Source organism: Faecalibacterium sp. 9 (assembly GCF_048320955.1).
GTDB lineage: Bacteria > Bacillota > Clostridia > Oscillospirales > Ruminococcaceae > Faecalibacterium > Faecalibacterium wellingii.
This window is the reverse complement of the sequence record NZ_JBLWGB010000002.1, coordinates 538554-561552: the sequence shown is the minus strand read 5'-3', so window position 1 is coordinate 561552 and position 22999 is coordinate 538554. Positions and strand designations below refer to the sequence as shown.

22 protein-coding genes are annotated in these 22999 nt (G+C 59.6%); 14 read left to right on the top strand and 8 right to left on the bottom strand.

What is annotated here, in order from left to right; genetic code table 11:
• The first annotated feature begins 172 nt into the window (after positions 1-172).
• Positions 173-865, top strand: coding sequence for an alpha/beta hydrolase (locus ACKXF9_RS11395; protein ID WP_418266254.1), 693 nt, complete (start codon positions 173-175; stop codon positions 863-865).
• Positions 866-1152: 287 nt separating this feature from the next.
• Here the strand turns inward: ACKXF9_RS11395 and ACKXF9_RS11390 are convergent, their stop codons facing one another.
• A complete protein-coding gene (locus ACKXF9_RS11390; RefSeq protein WP_249238593.1) occupies positions 1153-2880 on the bottom strand; it encodes a carbon starvation protein A in 1728 nt (575 codons plus the stop codon).
• 701 nt (positions 2881-3581) lie between these two features.
• On the opposite strand from ACKXF9_RS11390, the gene ACKXF9_RS11385 reads away from it, so the two are divergent.
• The 12 genes from ACKXF9_RS11385 (at position 3582) to hslO (ending at position 15767) form a co-directional block, all read left to right on the top strand.
• A complete protein-coding gene (locus tag ACKXF9_RS11385) occupies positions 3582-3899 on the top strand; it encodes a YerC/YecD family TrpR-related protein (protein WP_249238594.1) in 318 nt (105 codons plus the stop codon).
• A 74-nt stretch (positions 3900-3973) separates the two neighbouring features.
• Positions 3974-4297, top strand: a complete 324-nt coding sequence (locus ACKXF9_RS11380; RefSeq protein WP_005940334.1) for a hypothetical protein — start codon at positions 3974-3976, stop codon at positions 4295-4297.
• Between the two features lie 152 nt (positions 4298-4449).
• Positions 4450-5094, top strand: coding sequence for an HAD-IA family hydrolase (locus tag ACKXF9_RS11375; protein ID WP_418266253.1), 645 nt, complete (start codon positions 4450-4452; stop codon positions 5092-5094).
• 121 nt (positions 5095-5215) lie between these two features.
• Positions 5216-7072, top strand: coding sequence for an SGNH/GDSL hydrolase family protein (locus ACKXF9_RS11370; RefSeq protein WP_418266252.1), 1857 nt, complete (start codon positions 5216-5218; stop codon positions 7070-7072).
• A 55-nt stretch (positions 7073-7127) separates the two neighbouring features.
• Entirely contained in the window at positions 7128-7349 is a 222-nt protein-coding gene (locus tag ACKXF9_RS11365) for a hypothetical protein (protein ID WP_249238597.1), read from the top strand.
• Between the two features lie 146 nt (positions 7350-7495).
• Entirely contained in the window at positions 7496-8236 is a 741-nt protein-coding gene (locus ACKXF9_RS11360; RefSeq protein WP_418266251.1) for a YjjG family noncanonical pyrimidine nucleotidase, read from the top strand.
• Between the two features lie 34 nt (positions 8237-8270).
• Complete coding sequence (locus ACKXF9_RS11355) at positions 8271-10163, top strand: ABC-F family ATP-binding cassette domain-containing protein (RefSeq protein ID WP_418266250.1); 1893 nt, start codon at positions 8271-8273, stop codon at positions 10161-10163.
• A gap of 13 nt (positions 10164-10176) precedes the next feature.
• The gene (locus ACKXF9_RS11350) at positions 10177-10722 is read left to right on the top strand and encodes a Gx transporter family protein (RefSeq protein WP_418266249.1); all 546 of its coding nucleotides are present in this window, start codon (positions 10177-10179) and stop codon (positions 10720-10722) included.
• Positions 10723-10860: 138 nt separating this feature from the next.
• Complete coding sequence (gene lon, locus ACKXF9_RS11345; protein WP_418266248.1) at positions 10861-13320, top strand: endopeptidase La; 2460 nt, start codon at positions 10861-10863, stop codon at positions 13318-13320.
• Positions 13321-13514: 194 nt separating this feature from the next.
• Complete coding sequence (gene yihA / locus ACKXF9_RS11340; protein WP_348583599.1) at positions 13515-14117, top strand: ribosome biogenesis GTP-binding protein YihA/YsxC; 603 nt, start codon at positions 13515-13517, stop codon at positions 14115-14117.
• Positions 14118-14120: 3 nt separating this feature from the next.
• Positions 14121-14870, top strand: coding sequence for a class I SAM-dependent methyltransferase (locus tag ACKXF9_RS11335; protein ID WP_339394769.1), 750 nt, complete (start codon positions 14121-14123; stop codon positions 14868-14870).
• Between the two features lie 3 nt (positions 14871-14873).
• Positions 14874-15767, top strand: coding sequence for an Hsp33 family molecular chaperone HslO (gene hslO / locus ACKXF9_RS11330; protein ID WP_418266247.1), 894 nt, complete (start codon positions 14874-14876; stop codon positions 15765-15767).
• Positions 15768-15819: 52 nt separating this feature from the next.
• Here the strand turns inward: hslO and ACKXF9_RS11325 are convergent, their stop codons facing one another.
• Both ACKXF9_RS11325 and ACKXF9_RS11320 read right to left on the bottom strand, forming a co-directional pair.
• On the bottom strand, positions 15820-16962 hold the full coding sequence (locus tag ACKXF9_RS11325) for a sporulation protein YqfD (protein WP_418266246.1): 1143 nt from the start codon (positions 16960-16962) through the stop codon (positions 15820-15822).
• A gap of 11 nt (positions 16963-16973) precedes the next feature.
• Positions 16974-17258, bottom strand: a complete 285-nt coding sequence (locus tag ACKXF9_RS11320) for a YabP/YqfC family sporulation protein (RefSeq protein ID WP_418266245.1) — start codon at positions 17256-17258, stop codon at positions 16974-16976.
• 72 nt (positions 17259-17330) lie between these two features.
• On the opposite strand from ACKXF9_RS11320, the gene ACKXF9_RS11315 reads away from it, so the two are divergent.
• On the top strand, positions 17331-18425 hold the full coding sequence (locus tag ACKXF9_RS11315) for a hypothetical protein (RefSeq protein ID WP_418266244.1): 1095 nt from the start codon (positions 17331-17333) through the stop codon (positions 18423-18425).
• 43 nt (positions 18426-18468) lie between these two features.
• Here ACKXF9_RS11315 and ACKXF9_RS11310 read toward each other — a convergent pair whose 3' ends face one another.
• The 5 genes from ACKXF9_RS11310 to rpmB form a co-directional block, all read right to left on the bottom strand.
• Positions 18469-21039 carry a heavy metal translocating P-type ATPase gene (locus ACKXF9_RS11310; protein WP_418266243.1) on the bottom strand — a complete coding sequence of 857 codons (2571 nt, stop codon included), beginning with the start codon at positions 21037-21039 and terminating at the stop codon, positions 18469-18471.
• A 43-nt stretch (positions 21040-21082) separates the two neighbouring features.
• Positions 21083-21475 carry a metal-sensing transcriptional repressor gene (locus ACKXF9_RS11305; protein WP_418266242.1) on the bottom strand — a complete coding sequence of 131 codons (393 nt, stop codon included), beginning with the start codon at positions 21473-21475 and terminating at the stop codon, positions 21083-21085.
• A gap of 187 nt (positions 21476-21662) precedes the next feature.
• Positions 21663-22418, bottom strand: a complete 756-nt coding sequence (locus ACKXF9_RS11300) for an esterase family protein (protein WP_348583592.1) — start codon at positions 22416-22418, stop codon at positions 21663-21665.
• Positions 22419-22516: 98 nt separating this feature from the next.
• The gene (locus ACKXF9_RS11295) at positions 22517-22693 is read right to left on the bottom strand and encodes a DUF4250 domain-containing protein (protein WP_097777911.1); all 177 of its coding nucleotides are present in this window, start codon (positions 22691-22693) and stop codon (positions 22517-22519) included.
• 69 nt (positions 22694-22762) lie between these two features.
• On the bottom strand, positions 22763-22951 hold the full coding sequence (gene rpmB / locus ACKXF9_RS11290) for a 50S ribosomal protein L28 (protein ID WP_082210844.1): 189 nt from the start codon (positions 22949-22951) through the stop codon (positions 22763-22765).
• Positions 22952-22999: the final 48 nt, after the last annotated feature.

Here is a 22999-nt window from a genome sequence, read left to right as displayed (position 1 = left end):
CTGGGAGCTGCAGTACCCGTAACAGGGCGCTGCGGCTCCTTTTTTGTTTGTGTTTGCCGGGCGGATGTGCTATCATAGAGAAAACGGAAAGAAGGGAGGACGAAAAGCAATGCGCAGTGTAAACAAAACGTCTCTCCGAATGGAGAGCATGATCGGATAAGGAGAATCCCTTATGAAAAAACAAACCGTGACTCTTGCAGGCGTCCCTGCCGTCCTGTACGGCGAACGGAGCCGCAGAGCCTATCTCTATCTCCATGGTAAGAACGGCTGCAAGGAAGAGGCAGAACGTTTTGCCGCCACAGCCTGTGAAGCGGGCTGGCAGGTGCTGGCTATCGACCTGCCCGAACATGGCGCACGGAAAAACAGCCCGGAGCAGCTACTGCCGTGGGTGGTGGTCCCGGAACTGCAGGCTGTCTATGCCCGCATGAAGCCGGTGTGGGCGCATATCCGGCTGTATGGCGTGAGCATCGGCGCGTGGATTGCCATGCAGGCGCTGCAGGCCGACGCCCCGGAAAAGACCCTGCTGGTCTCTCCGGTGGTGGATATGGAAGCTCTCATCACGAATATGATGCAATATGCCCATGTGACCGAGGAACAGCTGCGGCGGGCAGGGGAGATCCCCACGGATCTTGGTGAGACCCTCTCATGGCCGTATCTGTGCTGGGTGCGGGAACATCCGCTGAACTGGCATGGCCGCACGCAGGTGCTCTACGGAGATCAGGATGCCCTGACCAGCCGCACCATGATCGAGCGCTTCCGTCAGGAAAGCGGGGCGCATCTGACGATCATGGAGGGCGGGGAGCACTGGTTCCATACCCCGGTGCAGATGGCGGTCCTTCAAACGTGGGAAGAAGCGAATTTTTGATTTAGAATGCCCTCCGTTTCACTCTGGGCATAAATAGAGGTATCATTATCTTTAGTTTCTGTATTTTAGAAACGACTGCGGTCGTTTCTAAAATACTTTTTCACGGGAAGAGCCCCAAAGGCAAAATGCAGCTATGTACCGTTACAATTCCTCTGGTGAAAAAGTGTTTGGAGCGGCCCGCAGGACGCCACAAATACGAATCATATAAAATAAAAATGCCGCCGACGGCTTTTATTCCGTCAGCGGCATTTTGCCTATTCTGTTAAACGATGCTCAAACCTGAGAGATCAGACCTTTGCCTCGCTGTTGTGCTCAGCGTTTTTATAGGCCTTGAAGGAGTGGAACACGATGTTCAGGCCCAGAACGATCAGCAGCACAGCCAGGATCAGCTGCAGGCCGTTTGCAATGAACACAGCACCCCAAGTGGTCTCGCCAGCGGGGATGGTGACAGCAGCGGCATTGCTGATGGCCTTGACCATAGCAATCAGGCGCTGCACCAGAGCGGTGAAGGTGACGCACAGCATGATGACCAGCGGAGGGAAGATCATCTTGTTGCTGCGGCCGGTGACCTTCAGGAACACGCACAGAGTGGCCAGAACCAGAGCGCTCAGCAGCTGGTTTGCAGAACCGAACAGGGGCCAGATGTTGGCGTAGCCGATCTTGGTCAGCAGGAAGCCGAAAGCCAGAGTCAGGAAGGTGGAGAAGTACACGTTGCACAGCAGCTTGCGCCAGCCCTCAGCATGCTCCATGTCGTCCACGCTGAACAGCTCCTGGAAGCTCATGCGGCCGATACGGGCCACAGCATCCAGACTGGTCAGGGCCAGTGCGGAAACGCACATGGTCATAAACACAGAGGCAAAGTGCTGGTTCAGGCCGAAGCCCACGAAGAAGCTGGCAACGCCGCGGCTGAAGATCTGGAACGGAGTGCCGTCTGCGGGAGTGCCGTCTGCAGCAGCAGAAGCACCGGCAACACACAGAGCGATGACAGCCAGCAGGCTTTCCAGCACCATGGCACCGTAGCCGACCTTCAGCATATCCTTCTCATTGGTAACGGTCTTGGAGGAGGTGCCGGAAGACACCAGACTGTGGAAACCGGAAACAGCGCCGCAGGCAACGGTAACGAACAGGATGGGGAACATGGTGCCCAGCTTGGCGTTGGTAAAGCCGGTGAACACCGGCAGGTTCATGACAGGATGGTTGACGATCAGGCCCAGAACGGCGCCCACGATCATGGCCACAAACATAAAGGTGGTCATGTGGTCACGGGGCTGCTTCAGCAGCCACATGGGCAGGACAGCGGCAAAGAAGATGTACACAAAAGTGATGTAGCTCCATGCAGCCTTACCCAGAATGATGGGGAAGTTTGCACCCACCACAAAGGACAGCACGATGAATACAATGCTGATCACATTCTCTTTCCAGCCGGTGAAGTGCAGGTTCTTCTGCAGCAGGCCAAAGACTACGGCGAACACCATGAACATGATGGAGACCATGCCGGCAGCACCGTTGGTCTGGGCAGCCTCCACCAGAGCACCGTCAGCACCGTAGGCGTTGAAGGTGCCGGCAACCATGTCGGCAAAGGCGGCAATCACAATGCCGCAGAACAGCCAGCAGAACAGCAGGAACAGCTTGCGGCCGGTCTTGCCGATGTACTTTTCGATCAGCATGCCCATGCTCTTGCCGTCATTCTTAACGGAAGCGTACAGAGCGCCGAAGTCGGTGACGGCACCGAAGAAGATGCCGCCCAGCAGCACCCACAGCAGCACCGGCAGCCAGCCGAAAGCAGCGGCCTGGATCGCACCGGTGACAGGGCCTGCACCGGCAATGGAGCTGAACTGGTGTGCAAACACGGTCCAGCCGTCGGTGGGAACATAGTCCCGGCCGTCCTCATGGACAACTGCCGGGGTCTTGGCAGAGGGGTCGATGCCCCACTTGTTAGCCAGCCAGCGGCCGTAAAGCATATAAGCGCCAAACAGACACACGGCTGCGATCAATACGATGACCAGCGTATTCATTGTTTTTACCTCTTTCCTTTCTTGGCATCCGGCAAATGTCAGCGGCATGGGTTCTTTTGCGGCGGCAGGGTGTAAAAAAGGCCCCGTCCTCCCGGGTTCGTTCCATTTGGGACGAACCATCGAAGACGAAGGCCTTCACATACACTGCACATTGTGTATGGAATACTCCGCGGTACCACTTCGTTTGCTGCACAGGCAGCCACTCCCAGCGTACATACATACGCAGCCCCGTAACGTGGGCAAAACGGCCATACATTACTGCGGACGGGGTCGGCGTCCGGTTCACACAGGCTGCTCGCAGGGGAGAACGCTTTGCTCCTGACTACCGCCTTCGCATCAGATGGGCGGCTCTCTGGGAGAGGGTGCTGCAAAGAATCATGTCCTGTTCATCGCATTTGCCGAATGATTGTCCGTATTTTAGTGCGGAATTCACAAATTGTCAATATCTTTGGCACAAGTTCGGAGGATGCACTAATTCAGAAAAGCGTTCTGCAAAAATTTTTAGGTGATTTTTGTTCATGCGTGAAACGAAAAAAACTATACACATCCACGAATGAAAAGAGTTCACGCTCAGGGCTTGACTTTCACACTTTGATGTGCTAAAGTGATGATGCAAGAAAGAATCTGAATATTTCCGAAACATTTAAGATAGGGAACGCCCCAAAACCGGACAGTCCGCTGCGGCGGCAAGGAGAATATTTATGGCAGAAAAAAATTCCAGAAGAAACCAGACCACCGATGCACTGTTTGATGCGATCCTCAGCCTGAGAACACGGGAAGAATGCTACAATTTTTTTGAGGATCTGTGCACGGTAAAGGAGATCTCCGATATGGCGCAGCGGCTGGAAGCGGCCAAAATGCTGCTGGACGGCAGTACCTACGACCAGATCGTGAAGGCGGTGGAGATCAGCACGGCTACCATCAGCCGCATCAACCGCTGCATCCAGTACGGCTCCGGCGGCTACCGCGCGACCATTGAAAAGGTGCGCGGCACCCAGAATCCCCAAAAGCAGGAGTAACACCGGCACACCCGGCAGACATAGAATGGGGCGTACACCGCCCCTGACCTGATGAACGAAAGGAAGGTTTTATCATGTCTGCTGAAAACTGTATCGATACCACCCGCTGCCCCTGCCCCTGCCTGCCCAAGGTGACGCTGGAGCAGGCGGTCGTTGATCTGGTAGAGAGCATCGCGCTGCAGGAAAATGCCCTGAGCCACATCCTCTGTGCCGAAAGCCGGAAGATGGACGCCGCCATGAAACTGGACGGTCTGGACCTGTGCAAGCTGCTGGAAGTAAACGATTCGGCCACCAACATGGTGCACGCCGTGGCAAATCTGGAACTGGTGCTCAAGGATAAGCTGGAGTTCGTCTCCAACAACCTATACTATCCGCCTGCGGATGCAGCAGCGAAGTAAGAAGATGCTGAAAGGCCTGTCCGGATGCCGGGCAGGCCTTTTCTCTGCTTGAATGCATAATTTTTGTAAAAACCATTTGTTGGAATTGCTGATAACGGGATTCTGTGCTATACTATAGGATGTATCACCATGAAAGTGAGGAAAGTTGAACATTGCTGAATTACGATGCGATCCTGTTCGATGTGGACGGAACCCTGATCGATTCTGCCCCGGGTATTATAAATACATTAAAAGAAGTCTTTGATAAGATGGGTGTGGACACCACGCACGTCAACCTGCGCCGCTATCTCGGGCCGCCGCTGCGCAAAAGCTTTGGCGAACATTTCACGGACCCGGCCCTCATTGAAAAGGCCACGAACCTTTACCGTGACAGCTACGCCGTCAAGGGCAGCCACGAGTGTGCCGCCTATCCGGGCGCAGCAGAGATGCTGCAGCACCTGAAGGCTGCGGGCCTGATCCTGTGCACGGCTACCTCCAAGCCCACGCAGGTCGTTACGCCGATCCTGAAAGAAAAGGGTCTTGCAGATTATTTTGATTTTATCGGCGGCGCGTCCATGGACGAGAGCCGCGATACCAAGACCGATGTGGTGCGCCATGTGCTTGCTCAGCCCATGATGCAGGGCAAGCGGGTGCTGATGGTGGGCGACCGCAACGACGATATGCGCGGCGCGGCAGACTGCGGTCTGGACGCCGCCGGTGCGCTGTACGGTTATGGCAGCAGGGAGGAGCTGGCCCCCTTCCACCCCGTGCTGCTGGCAGAAAGCTGTGCCGACCTTGCAACGCAGATCCTGGACTGAAGTGGAAACGTATAGACCCAGTGTTTACGCCGGAAAATAAGAAGCCGCTCCGGGAGCAGAAGGAACCGCGTAAACGGTACCATGCTCCGGAAAAACGGTTTTCAGGTGAATGGTGAGAGATATGAAAAAAACACAACCGGAAAAGCAATCACTTACCCCCATGCAGAAGCAGGCGGTGCTGGTGTGCACGGTGTGCGCGCTGGCCGCTGTTTTGACCATCGGCATCACGCTGACCCTGCTCAAGCGCGGCAAGAACCCCTCCGCCCCGGTGGAGCAGCCCTCCAGCGAGGTTCTGGTGCCGGGTGAAGAGGATATCTCGGATCACTATCAGATCAACGAGACCTCCAGCGCCCTGCTGCCGGAGACCGCCGATGCGGGCGAGGACTATCAGAAAGAGACCCTGTTCATCGGCGATTCCAACACGGTGCGCCTGTATGCAAACGGCCTTGTCAGCCTGCAGCAGTTCTGCGCCAAGGAGGGCATTGGCACCCACGCGGCCTTGACCGAGGGCATCGTCACCTTTAAAAAGGACAACAACAGCTATACCATCGCGCAGGCAGTGGCCAAAATGAAGCCCCGCCGCGTGGTCATCATGCTGGGCACCAACGACAACGGCATGGCGGTGGAGGAGTTCATCAATAACTACACCGCGCTGGTGCAGGCCATTCAGGAAAGCTACCCCTATACCGACATCATCGTGAACACGGTGCCGCCGGTGCCTGCAAACCACGCAAACTATCCCAATATGGATCAGACCAAGATCGACGACTTCAACATGGCGCTGCTGTCCATGTGTGAGCAGATGGGCCTGAAGTTCCTCAATACGGCTGAGGTGCTGAAGGATGCCAACGGCTATGGCCGGGAGGACTACTATCAGAGCGGGGATATCCACCTGAAGCCCGCCGGCCTCAAGGCATTGCTGAGCTACCTGCGCACCCATGCTTACCAGACCGACGACCGCCGCCCGGATACCGCCAACATTCCCAAACGCGCGGAATACACGGCAAACCCCAGCTCTGCGGTGGCTGCACCCAGCAGCTCAGAGGCTGCAAGCTCTTCCGAAGGGCAGAGCGTGCTGTATCAGGCCGCCTATCGTGTGGATAAGAACGGCGGCGGCACCCTGTCCAGCGGCAGCGACAGCGGCAAGACGGCACTGACCTACGATGTGACCAGCACAGCTCAGTCTGTCAGCGTGACTGCCGTGCCGCAGGAGGGTCATGTGTTCGTCCGCTGGAGCGACGGCGTCACCCAGAAGACCCGCACAGACACCAATTTCAAGCAGAATGTGGATGTGACCGCCATGTTTGCACAGGCATCCATCAGCATCAGCAGCACCGGCAAGGCGGTTTTGGGCGATTACTACACCTTTACCGCAAAGCTGGGCGGTAAGCATCTCACTGCCGACAGCATCCGCTGGTACGCCAACGGTGCGGAAGTGCCGCAGGCTGCGGGCAAGACCACTGTGAAGGTGGAGATCGATCCTTCCATGCTCAATGCGACCTTCAAGGTCTATGCAGTGGCAAGCTACAACGGCTGCACCATTGCCAGCAACACCCTGAACGTGACGGTCAGCGGCGTGAGCGCTGGCTCTGCCAGCTCTTCCGGCAGCACGTCCAGCTCTTCCAGCAGCAGCACCAGCAGTTCTGGCAGCTCTTCCGCTGCTTCGTCCGGAGCTTCCTCCGGATCTACATCCGCTTCCGACAGCACCTCGCACGGCACTTCCAGCAGCGAGAGCACGGCTCCCTCGGCAAGCACGTCCAGCTCCAACGGTGAATCCAGCTCCTCCCACAGTACGAGCAGCAGCAACTCTTCCGGCTCTTCTCATAGTACGGGCAGCAGCGTTTCTTCCAGTGAGAGCACCTCGTCCTCCCATAGCAGTTCTGCGACGGAAAGCGGTTCTCACACAGAGCCTTCGGAAGCAAATGCCAGCAAGGAAACTACCAACGAGCAGGCAGCACCCACGGACTCTGCGTCCTGAGGCTGTCACCCCGGCCTGCCGTGCCGCATAGGCTGGCAGGAAGGGAGGCGTTTTGATGTACTACGAGGAGCCCCGCACCCCGGCTCTGCCGGGCGAAGAGAACGTGACCGACGGCAGTGTGGACGATTACGGCACCGATTGGGAAAATGTGGACAACGGCGCGCTGGAAGAGGAAATGGCAAAGTGCGCCGCCACCCCCTGCGATGCAAAAACCACCTGCCCGGATAACGACCCGGAGCAAACCGATGCACCGATGTACGAAATGATCTCAGAATAATATGAAGCTGTTTTTGCAGCCAGTGCAGAGCGCCTGACGATGAAAGCAGCTTCCGGAAGCCAGCTCTGCGGGGGCAGGGCTGGCTTCTCCCTGTTGTTGAGCGCATGGCATTTGCGGCCATGGCAGAAGGAAAAGAGGGAAGACATATGGCAAAATACTATTGCATCCTGTTCGATGCAGACAACACGCTGCTGAATTTTGACGCAGCAGAAAGCAAGGCACTGGCCGAAACGCTGGTGAACTACGGCATTGAGCCGGACGCTGAGACCGTGCAGACCTACCGCACCATCAACGAGGAGCTGTGGCGTCAGCTGGAAAAGGGGCAGATCAAGCGGGAAAAGCTTATGGCAGAGCGGTTCACCCGCTTCCTCAAGGCCGTTGATGCCGCCGGTGACGGCGTGGAAATGAACCGCTTCTATCTGGAGCAGCTCTCCACCCACCCGGACCTGATGGGGCCGGAAGTGCTGGACGTGCTGCGGGAGCTCTCCGAGGTGGCGACGCTGGCCGTTGTGACCAACGGCTTCCAGAAGGTGCAGACCCGCCGTCTGGCAGAAAGCGGCATCCTGAACTTTATGGAGGATGTATTCGTTTCCGAAAAGATGGACGCCGAAAAGCCCAACCGGAAGATCTTTGACGCAGCCCTGCGCGCCCTTGGCGTGGAGAACCGGGAGCATGTGCTGATGGTGGGCGACGGCCTGAGCAGCGACATTCAGGGCGGCGCGAATGCAGGTCTGGACACCTGCTGGTATAATCCCGATCACGCTGAGAATCCCGGCAAGGTGGTGCCCACCTACGAGATCGCAGATCTGAAGGAGCTGTATCCTCTGGTGATGGAGCAGGAAGAGCTGGCCAATGTGGGCCTGAAAAACCGCCGCCACCAGTGCTGAGCCAACAAATGGATAGAGAACGGATCATAAAACTATGCTGATACATTTGGAAAAACTAGGCAAAAGCTTTGGCGAAAAGATCGTCCTGCATGATGTGACCGCCAGCGTCGAGCGGGAGGACCGCATTGGCATCGTGGGCCAGAACGGCGCGGGCAAGACCACCCTGCTCAAGATCCTCACCGGCGAATATCAGGACTACGACGGAGAATTCAGCGTGACCCACGGCGTGACGCTGGGCTATCTGGAACAGAACGCAAAGCTGGATGCCACGCTGGATATCTACGGCGAAATGCGCTCCACCTTTGCCCCTGTGCTGGACGCCATGGCCCAGATGCAGGTGCTGGAACGCAAAATGGCCGCAAACCCGGAGGACGCATCCCTGCTGGCCCAGCACGACCAGCTGCAGAACATCGTGGATGCCGCCGACGGCTACAACATGGATGTGAACATCAAAAAGGTGCTGTCCGGCATGGGCTTTCCGCAGGATACATGGCAGAAGAACATTGCGGTGCTCTCCGGCGGCGAGCTGACAAGACTGCGGCTGGCCAAGTTGCTTTTGAAAAAGCCGGATGTGCTCATTCTGGACGAGCCCACCAACCATCTGGACTTTGCCACCATGGAATGGCTGGAAAACTACCTCAAGGGCTATTCCGGCGCGGTGCTGGTGGTCAGCCATGACCGCTATTTTCTGGATAACGTGTGTACAAAGATCTGGGAAGTCTCGTTCCAGACCATGACCACCTACAAGGGTAACTTCTCGACCTACCTGCCCCAGAAGGAAGCTGCCGATGCTCTGCGCCAGAAGCAGCACGATGCGGATGTGGCGCTGGCCGAAAAGCTGCAGGACTACGTGGACCGCAACCTTGTGCGCGCTTCCACCACCAAAATGGCCCAGAGCCGCCGCAAGCAGCTGGAAAAGCTGGAGATCACCGAAGCCCCCAAGGACGAGACCAATCAGCTGAAGTTCCGGTTTGAATATGACGTAGAACCGTGGAATGAGCTGGTGCTGCTCAAGAATCTGACCATCCGGATCGGGGAGCGCACCCTGCTGGAACCCTTCACTTACACGGTGTGCCGCGGCCAGAGACTGGTGATCGCAGGTCCCAACGGCGCGGGTAAATCCACCCTGATGCAGGTACTGGACGGTAAGCGCCGCCCTTCCGGCGGCATGGTGCGGCTGGGCACCGGTGCACGGCCCAGCATTTTTGCTCAGCAGCAGAACCGTCTGGGTCAGGGCCGGGTCATCGATGTGATCTGGAACAAGTATCCCCGCATGACCGAGCTGGAAGTGCGCAACCATCTGGCAAAGCTGGGCTTCCGGGGGGAGACGGTGTTCAAGCCCTGCGAGGCGCTTTCCGGCGGCGAGCTGGCACGCCTGCGCTTTGCGGAGATCGTGCTGGAACGGCCCAATCTGCTGTTTCTGGACGAGCCCACCAACCATCTTGACATTTACACCCGCGAAAATCTCACCGAGGCCCTCATGGCCTACACCGGCACGCTGCTGCTGGTTACCCATGACCGCCACCTGATGAACAGTCTGGCCTGTCCTATCCTCTACCTTGAGGACGGCAAGGCCACCATCTACCCCAGCTACGACGCCCTGATGGGCCGCAGCGCCCCGGCCCCTGCCGTGCAGAAGGCCGCCGAGCCCGCCAAGATCGGTTATGGCAAGGAACAGCGCCGCCGCCGCGCCGAGCTGCGGGCCAAGATCAAAGCCTGTGAGGATGAGATGGAGGCCTGCGGTGCCCGCGAGGTGGAACTGGACAACGAGATCAATTCCCCCGAGGTGTACAACGACCCCGACCTGCTGCGCCAGAAGAGCGACGAGCTGAGCGACCTGCGTTTCCATCAGGAGGAGCTGTTTGCCGCATGGGAAGCTGCCATGGAAGAGCAGGAAAGCTACGAGCAGAGCCAGACCGAAGAATAAAGGAGGGGACAGAATGCCAGGGAATCGACGCAGCTATGAAAAAACACGGCACATTGCGCTTTCCGGCCTGCTGTTTGCGCTGGCCATGGCGCTGTCCTTTATTGAGGGCACACTCACCATCCCGGGCCTGCTGCCGGGCATGAAGCTGGGCCTTGCCAACATCGTAGTGATGTATGCGCTGTTTTTCATGGGGCCAAAGCATGCACTGGTGCTGGATGTGCTCAAGGCGCTGTTCGTGTTTCTGGTGTCCGGCTTCACGGCGGGCTTCCTCTCGCTGTGCGGCGGCCTTTTGTCCCTGCTGGTGATGTGGGTGCTCTACTATCTGCTGCCGGTGCGGCCCACATGGTTCATCCTGTCCGTATGCGGCGCACTGGCCCACAACATCGGCCAGCTGCTGGGTGCAGGTGTGATCATTTCGTCCTCGCTGTCCTTCTACTATGCGCCGGTCATGCTGGTGCTGGGCCTTGTGATGGGCGCACTGACCTCCATCACCCTCAGGGCCCTGCTGCCCGCTCTGGGCAAAATGGGCTTTTCCACGCAGGAAAAGCGCGGCGAATAACCAACGCCCGGCCCGGCATGGTTGCATTTTGGCCGGAAATCAGTATAATAAGGAAACAACATACTTTATAGATAGGAACTCTTGCATACGGCGCTGCCGCCGTGGGAAAGTACGCGGCAGCCGGGAGGTGTTTGCACAATGAGTGAAAAAGTTACCATCAAGGTGGAGCGCAAAACGCTGCATCTGCCCACCATCGCCCTGCGGGGTCTGGTGGTGTTCCCCAACAATCTTGTCCACTTTGAGGTGGGCCGCGAAAAAAGCATTGCCGCCGTGGAGTGGGCAATGGCAAATAATTCCAACGTTTTTCTGGTGGCGCAGAAGTCCATGGATACCACGGACCCCGCTCAGGCCGACCTGTTTGCCTACGGCGTGGTGGCCGAGGTGAAGCAGGTGCTGCGGGTCTCCGAGGACCTTGTAAAGGTTCTGGTGGAGGGTAAGTACCGCGCAAAGCTCACGGAGCTGGATGCCAGCGGTGATTTCCTGCTTTCGGAAGTGCGCCCGGCCCCGGTGCGCCCCGGCAAGCCCGAGGAAGCCGTGGAGACCGAAGCGCTGCTGCGCGCCCTCAAGACCGGGTTTGACGAGTATCTCGGCATGAACCCGCGCCTTGGCAAGGATGTGGTGTTTGCCATCGTTTCCAGCGATGACCCTGCCTTCCTCAGCGAGTATATGCCCGCGAACCTGCTGTTCCGCTACGAGGACAAGCAGGCTGTCATGGATGAGGGCACCCTGAACGGGCGGCTGAAAAAGCTGGTCGAGATGCTGCGCCGCGAGTGTCAGGTGATGAAAATTGAAAAGGAGATCGCGGAAAAGGTCAACGAGTCCATGGACAAGAACCAGCGCGATTATTACCTGCACGAACAGCTGCACATCATCAGCGATGAACTGGGCGAGGGCGACGACACCCACGCTGAGGCGGACGAGTACCGCCGCAGGATCACGGAACTGCACCTTGCAGAGGACAGCGAGAAGAAGCTGCTCAAGGAGGTAGACCGTCTTTCCAAGATGCAGGGCTCCAATCAGGAGGCAACGGTCATCCGCACCTATCTGGACACCTGTCTGGATCTGCCGTGGAACACTTTCACGGTGGATGACCTTGATATCGGCCGTGCGCAGCAGATTTTGGACCGCGACCACTATGGCCTGAAAAAGGTGAAGGACCGCATTCTGGAAACGCTGGCCGTGCGCAAGCTGGCACCGGACGTCAAAGCCCAGATCATCTGTCTGGTGGGCCCTCCGGGCGTCGGCAAAACCAGCATTGCACGCTCCATCGCCGAAAGCCTTGGCCGCAAGTATGTGCGCATCAGTCTGGGCGGCGTGCGGGATGAAGCTGAGATCCGCGGCCACCGCCGCACCTACATCGGTGCCATGCCCGGCAAGATCATCAATGCCATGATCACCGCCAAGAGCGCGAACCCTCTGATGCTGCTGGACGAGATCGACAAGCTGGCAGGCGACTTCCGGGGAGACCCGGCCGCAGCCCTGCTGGAAGCGCTGGACCCGGAGCAGAACAGCACCTTCAACGACCATTTCATCGATATCCCGTTTGATCTGAGCCATGTATTCTTCATCACCACGGCCAACGATCTGGGCAGCATCCCCGGCCCGCTGCGTGACCGCATGGACGTCATCGAACTGCCCAGCTATACCCGCGTGGAAAAATACAACATTGCCCGCAAGCACCTGCTGCCCAAGCAGCTCAAGGCCTGCGGCCTGACCGGCAAGGTCACTCTGAGCCAGAGCGCGCTCTACGGCATCATCGACGGCTACACCCGCGAGGCCGGTGTGCGCAATCTGGAACGCACCATCACCAGCGTGCTGCGCAAGTGCGCCCGCAAGATCGCCGCAGGCGAGGTGGAAAGCGTCTCCGTTACCGGCACCATGCTGGAAGATCTGCTGGGCCCCCGCTTTGTCAAGCCCGATTTCCTCAACCGTACCAATATGGTGGGCGTTGCCAACGGTCTGGCATGGACCAGCGTGGGCGGTGAGACCCTGCCCATTGAGGTGCAGGTCATTCCGGAGGGCAGCGGCAAGATCACCGTCACCGGTTCGCTGGGCGACGTGATGAAGGAGAGCGCTCAGCTGGCCGTTACGTGGGTGCGCGTGCACGCCGCCGAGTACGGCATCGACCCGGAAAAGCTCAAAAAGTGCGACCTGCACATCCACGCCCCGGAGGGCGCAGTACCCAAGGACGGCCCTTCTGCCGGTGTCACCCTGACCACGGCGCTGGTATCCTGCCTGTCCGGCATTCCGGTGCGCGGCGATGTTGCCATGACCGGCGAGATCACCCTGCACGGCAATGTGCTGCCCATCGGCGGCCTGCGGGAAAAGAGCATGGCGGCCTACCGCGAGGGCATGAAGACCGTGCTCATCCCCAAGGACAACGAACCCGACCTGTATGAGGTGGACGACGAGGTGAAGAAGAACCTCACCTTCCTGCCCATGCAGAGCCTGACGCAGGTGCTGAACGCAGCCCTGCTCAAGCCCCAGAACGCAAAGAAGGCCAAGGCTCCCAGCCGCACCCATGCAAAGAAAAAGGCGGCAGACGCCGCCATTGTGCCGCCCACCGCAGAAAAGCCCCAGCCCGGCGCGGTGTGCTGAGAATAGGGCAGGTCGGCAGATGGATTTCTCCGCGAACAGCCCGGGACTCCAGTCCCGCCCCAACGCTTGCGCGCCGGGGCCCCACCCCCAGGACATTCGCTGGAGAAACTATCTGCCGTCCTGCCGGACAAGCTGCATCTGACCGGGGCTGCCGACACACAGTCCCTTGAACGCAGAACAGAAAGGAAAGCTCCATGAATTACAACAAAGCTGATTTCATTGCCAGCTACGGCATTTCCAGCCAGCTGCCCGAGAGCGACCGCCCGGAACTGAGCTTTTCGGGGCGGTCCAATGTGGGCAAATCCAGCCTGATCAATAAGCTGTGCAGCCGCAAAAACCTCGCCCGCGTGTCCAGTACACCGGGCAAAACGGCCACCATCAATTTCTATTCGGTGGACGACTGCTATTTTGTGGATCTGCCCGGCTACGGCTACGCCAAGGTGAGCAACGCCGACCGCGAGCGCTGGGACGACCTGATCAACAGCTATTTTGAGGCCCCGCGCCACCACACCCTGCTGGTGCAGCTGCTGGACTGCCGCCATGCACCCAGCGCTGACGATGAGCAGATGCTGCGCTACCTGCACTATCACCAGATTCCCTATGTAGTGGCCCTGACCAAGGCTGATAAGCTCAAAAAGAGCCAGCTGGCCAAGACGCAGGAGGACTTTGAAAACCTCTGCCGCCCCTATGGCTGCCAGAAGGTGGTGCTGACCAGCGGCGAGAACGGCTACGGCATCCCGGAGCTGCAGGCGGTGCTCAATGCCGCGGTTGCTGCCGGGGAACAGGAAGCGGAGTAAACCATGGCCTACAACGAGTTTGCCTATTTCTACGATGAATTCAACGGCGAGGCCGATTATGACGCGCTGTATGCGCACATCCGTGCCGAACTGCAAGCCCATGGCATCCAGGACGGCATCCTTGCCGACCTTGGCTGCGGCACCGGTGAGCTGACCCTGATGCTCACGCAGGCAGGCTATGATATGATCGGCATTGACCAGTCCGAGGAAATGCTCTGCGTTGTGCGGGACAAGGCCGAACAGCTGGGCCTTTCCGGCAGGCTGCTGCTTTTGCGGCAGGATCTGCTCAAGCTGGATCTGTACGGCACCATCCGGGGCGCAGTGTCCACCTTTGACACCTTCAACCACATCCCGGATCTGGACACGGCCATTGCCAACGCAGGCTTCTTTATGGAGAAGGGCGGCGTGTTCCTCTTTGATATGAACACGCCCTACAAGCACAGGAATGTGCTGGGCGACAACGAATTCACCTTTGAGGAAGAGGATGCCGCCTGCGTGTGGCGCAACCACTACGATGCCGTGAACCGCCGTGTGGAGATCACCGTGGACATCGACTACCACGAGACCGGCGAGCACTTCCACGAGCAGTTCTACGAGTACACCTACGACCTTGACACCATCCGCACCGCGCTGGAAAAGCACGGCTTTGCGCTGGAAAGCGTCTGCGACGGCGAGACCTTCGGCCCGCTGACCGAGGACAGCCAGCGCTATTTCTTCTGCGCAGTCAAGCAGTATACACAATTGGAGGAATAACCTATGGCAAATCTGATCCGCGGCCTGTCGGAGAACGGCGGCGTCGTGTTCTGCGGCGTGGACTCCACCCAGATCGTCCGCAAGGCCGAAAAGCTGCACACCACCAGCGCCACCTGCAGCGCGGCACTGGGCCGTCTGCTCACCGGCGCAGCCCTGATGGGATCCATGCTCAAGGACGACCGCGATAAGATCACCCTGCGTGTGTCCGGCGGCGGCCCCGCCGGCGTGGTCATTGCCTGCACCGACGGTACCGGCAACGTGAAAGGCTGCATCGATAACCCGCTGGTGGAGCTGCCTGCAAAGCCGAACGGCCATCTGGATGTGGGCGGCGCTGTGGGCAGAGACGGTGTGCTCACCGTCATCCGGGACAACAGCCTGCAAAAGGAGCCTACCGTGGGTCAGGTGCCGCTGGTCTCCGGCGAGATCGCCGAGGATCTGACCGCCTACTACGCCTACAGCGAGCAGGTGCCCACCGTCATGGCACTGGGCGTGCTGGTGGACAAGGACCTGTCCATCCTGTGCGCAGGCGGCTTTATGGTGCAGCTGCTGCCCGGCGCTACCGACGCGGAGATCGATCAGCTGGAAAAAAATATCGCAGCCATGCCTTCCGTCACCACCATGCTGCACGAGGGCAAGACCCCCGAGGATATGATGCAGCTGGCGCTGGCGGGTTTTGAACCCAACGTGCTGGACGAGCGCGACGTGCACTACCAGTGCGACTGCAGTGCGGAACGCACAAAGGAAATGCTGTTCAGCCTTGGCCGCAAGGAGCTGGTGAAAATGCGTGACGAGGACCCGAACTGTGAAGTGGTGTGCCACTTCTGTCACAGCAAGTACCAGTACGACCTGAACGACCTGCTCGCGGAGTATGACGCGCAGGCGGCGGAAAACAAATAAGACGCAAAATGCAAAAGGGCTTTCCCGGAAATGGGAAGGCCCTTTTTGCATCTCACCCGCAGATATCCGCAACGATCGTATACGTCACGGTGTAATTCAGCCTGCCGTCGTTCACAGTGCAGTCCTCTTTGCGGGCAATGCGCTCCGCATCCGGCCATGCGGCGTACAAAGCCTGCAGGCTCTGCAGCCGGGCCAGTGCCGCCGCCTGCTCCTCGGTGCGGCAGAGCGTTTCCGGCTGCTGCCCGTACCGGCAGGTCTCCTGGATGGAGCAGGGGAGCGCAAGGCCCAGCAAAGGCAGCTCCGGCTGGTAATGCCGGGTGGTGAAAACGGCGTTTTCCGGCGCAGCCGCGGCAGGCAGGGCAAATGCCTGCCCGAACACCAAAAGCTCTATGCTGCGGGTACAGCCTCCGGTGTACTGAAAGACATTCTCTTCCAACGGCACGGTGCGGGTGTCGTTCCATTCAAACTGCGCAAGCACCGTCCCAGCGGCGGGGGCAAAGATCAGCGTACCGTCGCGCTCACTGCGCGCCGTGCCAATGAGGCCCTGTCCGGCTTCCACCTGCTGCCCGGGCACCACCAGCATGGTGCCGCTGACAAGATTCGTGCGCACCACAGTGCCGCTGCATCGGGCCCGGATGCCGTGCAGCGTCCCGGTGGCAATGTCGGGCTTGGGCTTTGCGGCGGCGGCTTCCACTTCCAGTCGTCCTTTGGCAAAATTCAGGCTGGCCCATGAGAACTCACCACTGTGCAGCAGGGCGTATTCCCCGGCGGCGAGCTTTGCTTCGGTCACGGCAGAGCCGGGCTGCAGGCTCACCTCTCGCAGGATGGCAGACGCCCGCGCAGCCTGTCCGGCGGTGAGGGCAGAGACATCGGCAAACCAGACGAACTGCTGCGTCCAGAGCAAAAGCGGCAGGAACACCGCCAGCCCGGCCCAGAGCCCGGCCCGGCGCAGCAACGGGCGCGCCCGGAAGTACAGCCCCTGCTTTTTGCGCACCCGCAGCCGTACCCGGTATCTGCGGGCCAGAGCAGCAAGGCGCGGATACTGCCGGGCGGCACAGTGGCCGCAGAAGCCCCCGGGCAGAGCCGTCACGCCGTAGAGATGCAGCCCGGCCCGGGCAGCAGCGGTGAGCAGGGCCTCGGTGCTGCCGCTGCGTGCAGTGAACTCCACTGCGGCCCAAAGCCTTACCGGTTCCATGGGGGCACCTCCTATTCATCTGCGAAGTCCGTCCGCAGAAAGCGGCCCCGCAGGGTCAGGCGGGTGGCGGTGAGGGTGATGATCTTCAGTTCATCGCCGTGAACGGTGAAACGGCCATGGGGCATCTGCAGGCAAAGGCAGGCCGGGCTGTAGGTCAGGATGCACCGGAAATGCTCGATCTCCATCTGTCCGCCGCTCAGGTAGACGGCGGGTGTGCGGTAAAACCCCTTGGGCGGCTGACGGAATAGTGCTGCAAGCCAGCGGTGCGGCGGCTGCGTTTTGTGCTTGGCCCACATGCCACTCCCTCCCATCCCGCAGTTCTGCCCGCGGCGCGCTGCTACATATATATGGATGCGGAGGGCATGCTTATGAATCGAACCCACAAATTCCGGCAGGGAATGCTGCTGGCGCTGGCAATGTTCACGGCAGTGTTGGTGTTTGTAGCACCGCAGCGCTGCGCGGATGCCCTGCATGCAGGCCTTGTGCTCTGCGGCGGGCCGCTGCTGGTATCGCTGTTTCCGTTCCTCATCGTTTCGGCGCTGCTCATGGGCTGCGGGGCCGGGCCGCTGCTGGGCTTTGCGTTCCAGCCGGCAGCCCGGGTCATCGGGGTGCGGGCAAAGGCCGCAGGCAGTGTGCTGCTCATAGGTTTTCTGGGCGGGTTTGCACCGGCAGCGGCCGCAGCGGCACAGGCGGTGCGCACTGGTCAGCTGACGCCCCGGCAGACGTCGGCGCTGCTGCCCGCCTGTGTGTGCAGCGGGCCGTCCTTTGTCATTCTCACGGTAGGAGAGCAGATGCTGGGCAGCCGGGCGCTGGGGGTGCGGTTGTTTGCGGCCCAGCTGCTGGCGGGGTATCTTACGGCTGCGGTGCTCTGCCGGATGCAGGGCGGTGCCGGGCAGTGCCTGCCCGCAAAGGCAGAGAAGATCCCACTGCTCACTCTGGATGCCGTGGTGGCGCAGGCAGCGGTCACGTACCTGAAACTGTGCGGTTTTGTGCTGTATTTCCGGCTGCTGGCGGCGGGAGCGGAGGCTTTGCTGCCAAAACCTTGGTCGGTGCTGCCCGCGATGCTGCTGGAGGTTTGCTCCGGCTGCGACTGCGCGTCCCGCACCGGACTGTGGGCCAGCACCCTTTGCTGTGCAGCCCTCAGCGTGCAGGGAGCCTCGGTGCTTTTGCAGGTGCGTACCATCTGCCCGCCGGAGGTGTCACTGGGGCCATTGCTGGCCGCGCGGGTGCTGCATCTGCCCCTGTCACTGGCACTGTTCTGGCTGGTGATGCCGGGGACAGAGCAGGTTGTGCAGGCATTCAGCACCCTGTCCGGGCGGGTGGCGGTCATGCACCGCGTGCCGCTGGACTGCGCGCTGCTGGCCTTTGCCGTGTGCTGCATTACCGTGGCAGAGCTGCAGAAGAGGTGCAGCGGACAGTGCGGGGAGCTCCATGGCCAACACAAAAAGACCGCTGCACGTTGATGTTCCGTGCAGCGGTCTTTCGCTTGCGGTCAGGCTGTTTGGGTCACTGGATGCCGGTTACGGGATAGTCCTGATCCTCAACGGCCTTTTTCAGCACGTCATCGGCGACATCGGCGTTCAGGGTGACGATGGCGGTGCCGGCCTCGTGGCTCACCACGGCCTCGGTCACTTCGGGCAGGGCTTCCAGAGCCTTCTTTACGCGGGCCTCGCAGTGGCCGCACATCATGCCTTCAACCTTCAGGGTCTTTTTCATAGCAGTGTCCTCCTTGATGAAACTCTCTTTATTCTCATCCACTGCGGGCTGCGTGAGGGCAGCAGGCAGGGAAGCGGCGTTTTTGGGTGCACGGTCGTGCTTGGTGCTGTGCACATCGAACAGATTCAGACGCAGGGCATTGCTCACCACGCAGAAGCTGGAAAGGCTCATGGCGGCGGCACCGAACATCGGGTTCAGGGTCAGGCCGAAGGGGATGAACACACCGGCCGCCAGCGGGATGCCGATGATGTTGTAGATGAAGGCCCAGAACAGATTTTCGTGGATGTTGCGCAGGGCAGCGCGGCTCAGGCGGATGGCAGCAGGCACGTCCGAAAGACGGGAGTTCATCAGCACCACGTCTGCCGCGTCAATGGCAACATCGGTGCCTGCACCGATGGCGATGCCGGTGTCGGCACGGGTCAGAGCCGGGGCGTCGTTGATGCCATCGCCCACCATCGTCACCTTGCCGTAGGCCTGCAGCTGGCGGATGACCGCTTCCTTGCCGTCAGGCAGCACGCCTGCAATGACCTCGTCCACACCTGCCTGCCTGCCGATGGCGTCGGCAGTGCGCTGGTTGTCGCCGGTGAGCATCACCACGCGGATGCCCATGGCCTGCAGCTCCCGGATGGCGCGGGGGCTGTCCTCTTTGAGGGTGTCGGCCACTGCAATGATGCCCAGCAGACGGCCCGCCCCGCCGAAGAACAGGGGAGTCTTGCCCTGTGCGGAGAGGGCTGCGGCCTTCTCCTGCAGCTGTGCAGGCACGGTGACTTTGGTACCAATAAAGGACGCGCTTCCGCCAAAGATCTCCACGCCGTCCATTTTTGCGGCAAGACCGTTGCCCGGCAGCGCGGTAAAGTCGGATACCTCGGGGGCGGCGAGCTTCTGCTCGTCGGTGCAGGCCAGCACGGCCTTTGCCAGCGGGTGCTCGCTCTTGCGTTCCAGTGCGGCGGCAAGGGTGAGCAGCTCGGTCTCGGAAACGCCCTCAGCGGGCAGAATGTCGGTGACTTTGGGTTCGCCGCTGGTGATGGTGCCGGTCTTGTCCAGAGCCACGATCTGGGTGCGGCCTGCAGCTTCCAGCGAAGCAGCGGTCTTGAACAGGATACCATTTTTGGCACCCAACCCGTTGCCTACCATGATGGCAACGGGCGTAGCCAGACCCAGCGCACAGGGGCAGCTGATGACCAGCACGGAAATGCCGCGGGCCAGTGCATAGCCCAGCTCACGGCCCAGCAGCAGCCACACGATGGTGGTGACCACAGCAATGGAAATGACCGCAGGCACGAAGAAACCGGACACAGTGTCGGCGATTTTTGCAATGGGGGCTTTGGTGGCAGCGGCATCGCTGACCATCTTGATGATCTGGGACAGGGTGGTATCCTCGCCCACACGGGTGGCCTGACACCGGAGGAAGCCGGACTGGTTGGTGGTGGCGGCGCTTACCTTATCGCCCTCGGCCTTGTCCACGGGGATGCTCTCGCCGGTCAGGGCGCTCTCATTCACGGCGCTGCTGCCTTCCAGCACGATGCCGTCCACGGGCACATTCTCGCCCGGGCGCACCACAAAGATGTCTCCCTTCTGCACCTGCTCGATGGGCACCGTCATTTCGGCACCGTCCCGCAGCAGGTTGGCGGTCTTGGGGGCCAGCTTCATCAGGCTCTTGAGGGCATCGGTGGTCTTGCCCTTGGAACGGGCTTCCAGCATTTTGCCCACCGTGATGAGGGTCAGGATCATGGCAGCCGACTCGAAGTAGAACTCCATCATATAGTGCATGACCAGCTCATTGTTGCCGTCCACCTGAGCGCGGGTCATGGCGAACAGGGCGTAGGTGCTCCACACAAAGCTTGCCATGGAGCCCATGGCCACCAGCGTATCCATGTTGGGGGCGCCGTGGATGAGCCCTTTGAAGCCGCTGATGAAGAATTTCTGGTTGATGACCATTACGATGCCTGCCAGCAGGAGCTGCACAAGGCCCATGGCAATGTGGTTGCCATCAAACCAGTGAGGCAGGGGCCAGCCCCACATCATGTGCCCCATGGAAAAGTACATCAGCACCAGCAGAAAGCCCAGTGATGCAATCAGGCGGCGCTTGAGCTTGGGGGTCTCGTGGTCGGTCAGGGCGTCAAGGTCGGCACCGGTGCCGGACACAGCCGAAGCCGTCCCCGCCTTTTTGGGGCTGGCACCGTAGCCCGCATCCTGCACGGCCCGGATGATGGCGGCGTCGGATGCTGTGCCTTCCACACCCATGGAGTTGGTCAGCAGGCTCACCGAGCAGCTGGTGACGCCGGGCACCTTCTTCACGGCCTTTTCCACCCGGGCAGAGCAGGCCGCGCAGCTCATGCCGGTAACATTGAATTGTTCCATAAAATCTCACTCCTGCGTTCAGTATGCTTGTAAAAGGAGCTTTTTATTTCATGAGCTTTGGCAGAAGCTTTATCAGTTCGTCCAGCTTTTCCTCGCTGCCCGCGCGCAGGTCGTCAGCGACGCAGGTGGAAATGTGCTGTGCCAGCAGCTCTTTGGAAAAACTGTTCAGCGCGGAGTTTGCTGCCGCCACCTGCACAAGGATGTCCACACAGTAGGCGTCTTTTTCCAGCATCCCGCGGATGCCGCGCACCTGACCCTCGATACGGCTGAGCCGGTTGAGCAGGGCCCTGTGTTCCTCAGGGGTGCGGTCTTTGTGGCGGCAGCAGGCTGCACCTTCGGTGTCGGCTGCAGCGGGACAGCAGCTTTCGGCAGCTGCCTCGGGGGCTGTTTGGGCGGGCATACCGCAACAGCAGCAGGATTTTTTTTCGTTATCCATAAAAATCTCCTTTACCCTAATGGGGTATATAACTTACAATGTGAGTATAGCACGGCATATCCGATAAATCAAGTAGGGATTTGAAATTTTCACAAATAGGGTAGCAGGGTATACAGCAAAACAAAAAAGAATCCTCTCAGTCTTGCTGACGTTGCGCAGCAATGACTGAGAGGGTTAAAATGCTATTTTACTGTTCCAGAATCCGCGGCACGAACAGGCCCAGCATCTTGCCCCACCAGTACCACTCGTGGGAGACATCGCCGCCCCACAGTTCCAGATGTGCAGGCAGGCCTTCTGCCTGCAGCAGGTCGGCCAGCGCCTGCGTGTCGGCTTTGGCATCGTCCTCGTAGGCACCCTGACCGGCACAGAGCATCAGGCTGTTTTCTTCGGCCTTTGCCAGAGTCAGCTTGTTGGCAATGCCCTTTTCGCCCAGATACAGCAGGGGAGAGGAGCGCAGTACCAGATCATCCTTCTCGCTGCCCCAGAAGCGGGCCAGATCGTAGATGCCGGAAAGGCCGATGGCCCCCGCAAACTGCTGCGGGCGGCGCAGGCGGCAGTTCACCGCGTGCACAGCGCCCAGATCAATGCCCACACACCACAGCCGGGTGCCCTTTGCGGCACCGTTCAGGGCCAGCACACGGGGAGCCAGCTCAGCGGTAAGGTAGACGAAATACTTTTCTTCCATCTCGGCCCGGCGGCGCACCGGGGCATCGCCGTTCAGCACGGCCTCACCATCGATGCTGTCAGCGCAGAACAGCTGCACCTTGCCTTCGTTCAGCAGCTGGGCGATGGCGTCCGGCATACCGTTGTTCTCCCAATCGTAAAAGCGGCCGCCGCGGGCGGGCAGAGCCAGCACCGGAACACCGGCACTGCCATACACCTTGAACTCCATTTCGCGGTTCAGCACACTGCTCCACTCTTTGTAATAGGTACCCTGGATCATAAATCAAGCACTCCTTGTTTCTATATTCACCAGCCCGAGCACAGTCGCTGCGCACCGGCACTGATCGTTAGCGATCAAAAGAAAGCTTTCTGGTAAAATCACACAAACTGGTTGCGCTGGGCGTCGTACTCGTAGCCCACAGCTTTGAGCTTTGCGCACAGATCTGCCTTGTCGGCATCCAGATCTTCGCACAGAGCATCGAGATTTTTGTAAAAATCCCGCAGCTTCAGGTTCACCACGCTCAGCAGCATGATGGGGTCATTGGGCAGAGCCATTTGTTTTGCCTCCTTACAGCAACAAAAAAAGCCGGCCACTCGACAAAGTGACCGGCCACATACACCAAATTAGACAGCGCGGGTAACTTTGCCAGCGCGCAGGCAACGGGAGCATGCGTAGACGTACTTGGGAGAACCCTCAACGACCGCCTTGACACGACGGACATTCGGCTTCCAGGTACGGTTGGAACGACGATGAGAGTGAGAAACCTTGATACCAAAGGCAACACCCTTGCCGCAGCATTCACATTTAGCCATGGTACTTGCACCTCCTGCAGTGAAGTAAGGAATCAAAATAATCAGCTT

Excerpts from the sequence above, each read along its gene's own strand:
- ACKXF9_RS11385 (WP_249238594.1), top strand. The coding sequence starts at position 3,582 with ATGGCAGAAAAAAATTCCAGAAGAAACCAGACCACCGATGCACTGTTT.
- ACKXF9_RS11335 (WP_339394769.1), top strand. The coding sequence starts at position 14,121 with ATGGCCTACAACGAGTTTGCCTATTTCTACGATGAATTCAACGGCGAG.
- ACKXF9_RS11305 (WP_418266242.1), bottom strand. The coding sequence starts at position 21,475 with ATGGATAACGAAAAAAAATCCTGCTGCTGTTGCGGTATGCCCGCCCAA.
- ACKXF9_RS11380 (WP_005940334.1), top strand. The coding sequence starts at position 3,974 with ATGTCTGCTGAAAACTGTATCGATACCACCCGCTGCCCCTGCCCCTGC.
- ACKXF9_RS11315 (WP_418266244.1), top strand. The coding sequence starts at position 17,331 with ATGAATCGAACCCACAAATTCCGGCAGGGAATGCTGCTGGCGCTGGCA.
- ACKXF9_RS11365 (WP_249238597.1), top strand. The coding sequence starts at position 7,128 with ATGTACTACGAGGAGCCCCGCACCCCGGCTCTGCCGGGCGAAGAGAAC.
- yihA (WP_348583599.1), top strand. The coding sequence starts at position 13,515 with ATGAATTACAACAAAGCTGATTTCATTGCCAGCTACGGCATTTCCAGC.
- ACKXF9_RS11320 (WP_418266245.1), bottom strand. The coding sequence starts at position 17,258 with ATGTGGGCCAAGCACAAAACGCAGCCGCCGCACCGCTGGCTTGCAGCA.
- ACKXF9_RS11300 (WP_348583592.1), bottom strand. The coding sequence starts at position 22,418 with ATGATCCAGGGTACCTATTACAAAGAGTGGAGCAGTGTGCTGAACCGC.
- ACKXF9_RS11355 (WP_418266250.1), top strand. The coding sequence starts at position 8,271 with ATGCTGATACATTTGGAAAAACTAGGCAAAAGCTTTGGCGAAAAGATC.
- hslO (WP_418266247.1), top strand. The coding sequence starts at position 14,874 with ATGGCAAATCTGATCCGCGGCCTGTCGGAGAACGGCGGCGTCGTGTTC.
- ACKXF9_RS11360 (WP_418266251.1), top strand. The coding sequence starts at position 7,496 with ATGGCAAAATACTATTGCATCCTGTTCGATGCAGACAACACGCTGCTG.
- ACKXF9_RS11350 (WP_418266249.1), top strand. The coding sequence starts at position 10,177 with ATGCCAGGGAATCGACGCAGCTATGAAAAAACACGGCACATTGCGCTT.
- lon (WP_418266248.1), top strand. The coding sequence starts at position 10,861 with ATGAGTGAAAAAGTTACCATCAAGGTGGAGCGCAAAACGCTGCATCTG.
- ACKXF9_RS11370 (WP_418266252.1), top strand. The coding sequence starts at position 5,216 with ATGAAAAAAACACAACCGGAAAAGCAATCACTTACCCCCATGCAGAAG.
- ACKXF9_RS11325 (WP_418266246.1), bottom strand. The coding sequence starts at position 16,962 with ATGGAACCGGTAAGGCTTTGGGCCGCAGTGGAGTTCACTGCACGCAGC.
- ACKXF9_RS11395 (WP_418266254.1), top strand. The coding sequence starts at position 173 with ATGAAAAAACAAACCGTGACTCTTGCAGGCGTCCCTGCCGTCCTGTAC.
- ACKXF9_RS11295 (WP_097777911.1), bottom strand. The coding sequence starts at position 22,693 with ATGGCTCTGCCCAATGACCCCATCATGCTGCTGAGCGTGGTGAACCTG.
- rpmB (WP_082210844.1), bottom strand. The coding sequence starts at position 22,951 with ATGGCTAAATGTGAATGCTGCGGCAAGGGTGTTGCCTTTGGTATCAAG.
- ACKXF9_RS11310 (WP_418266243.1), bottom strand. The coding sequence starts at position 21,039 with ATGGAACAATTCAATGTTACCGGCATGAGCTGCGCGGCCTGCTCTGCC.
- ACKXF9_RS11390 (WP_249238593.1), bottom strand. The coding sequence starts at position 2,880 with ATGAATACGCTGGTCATCGTATTGATCGCAGCCGTGTGTCTGTTTGGC.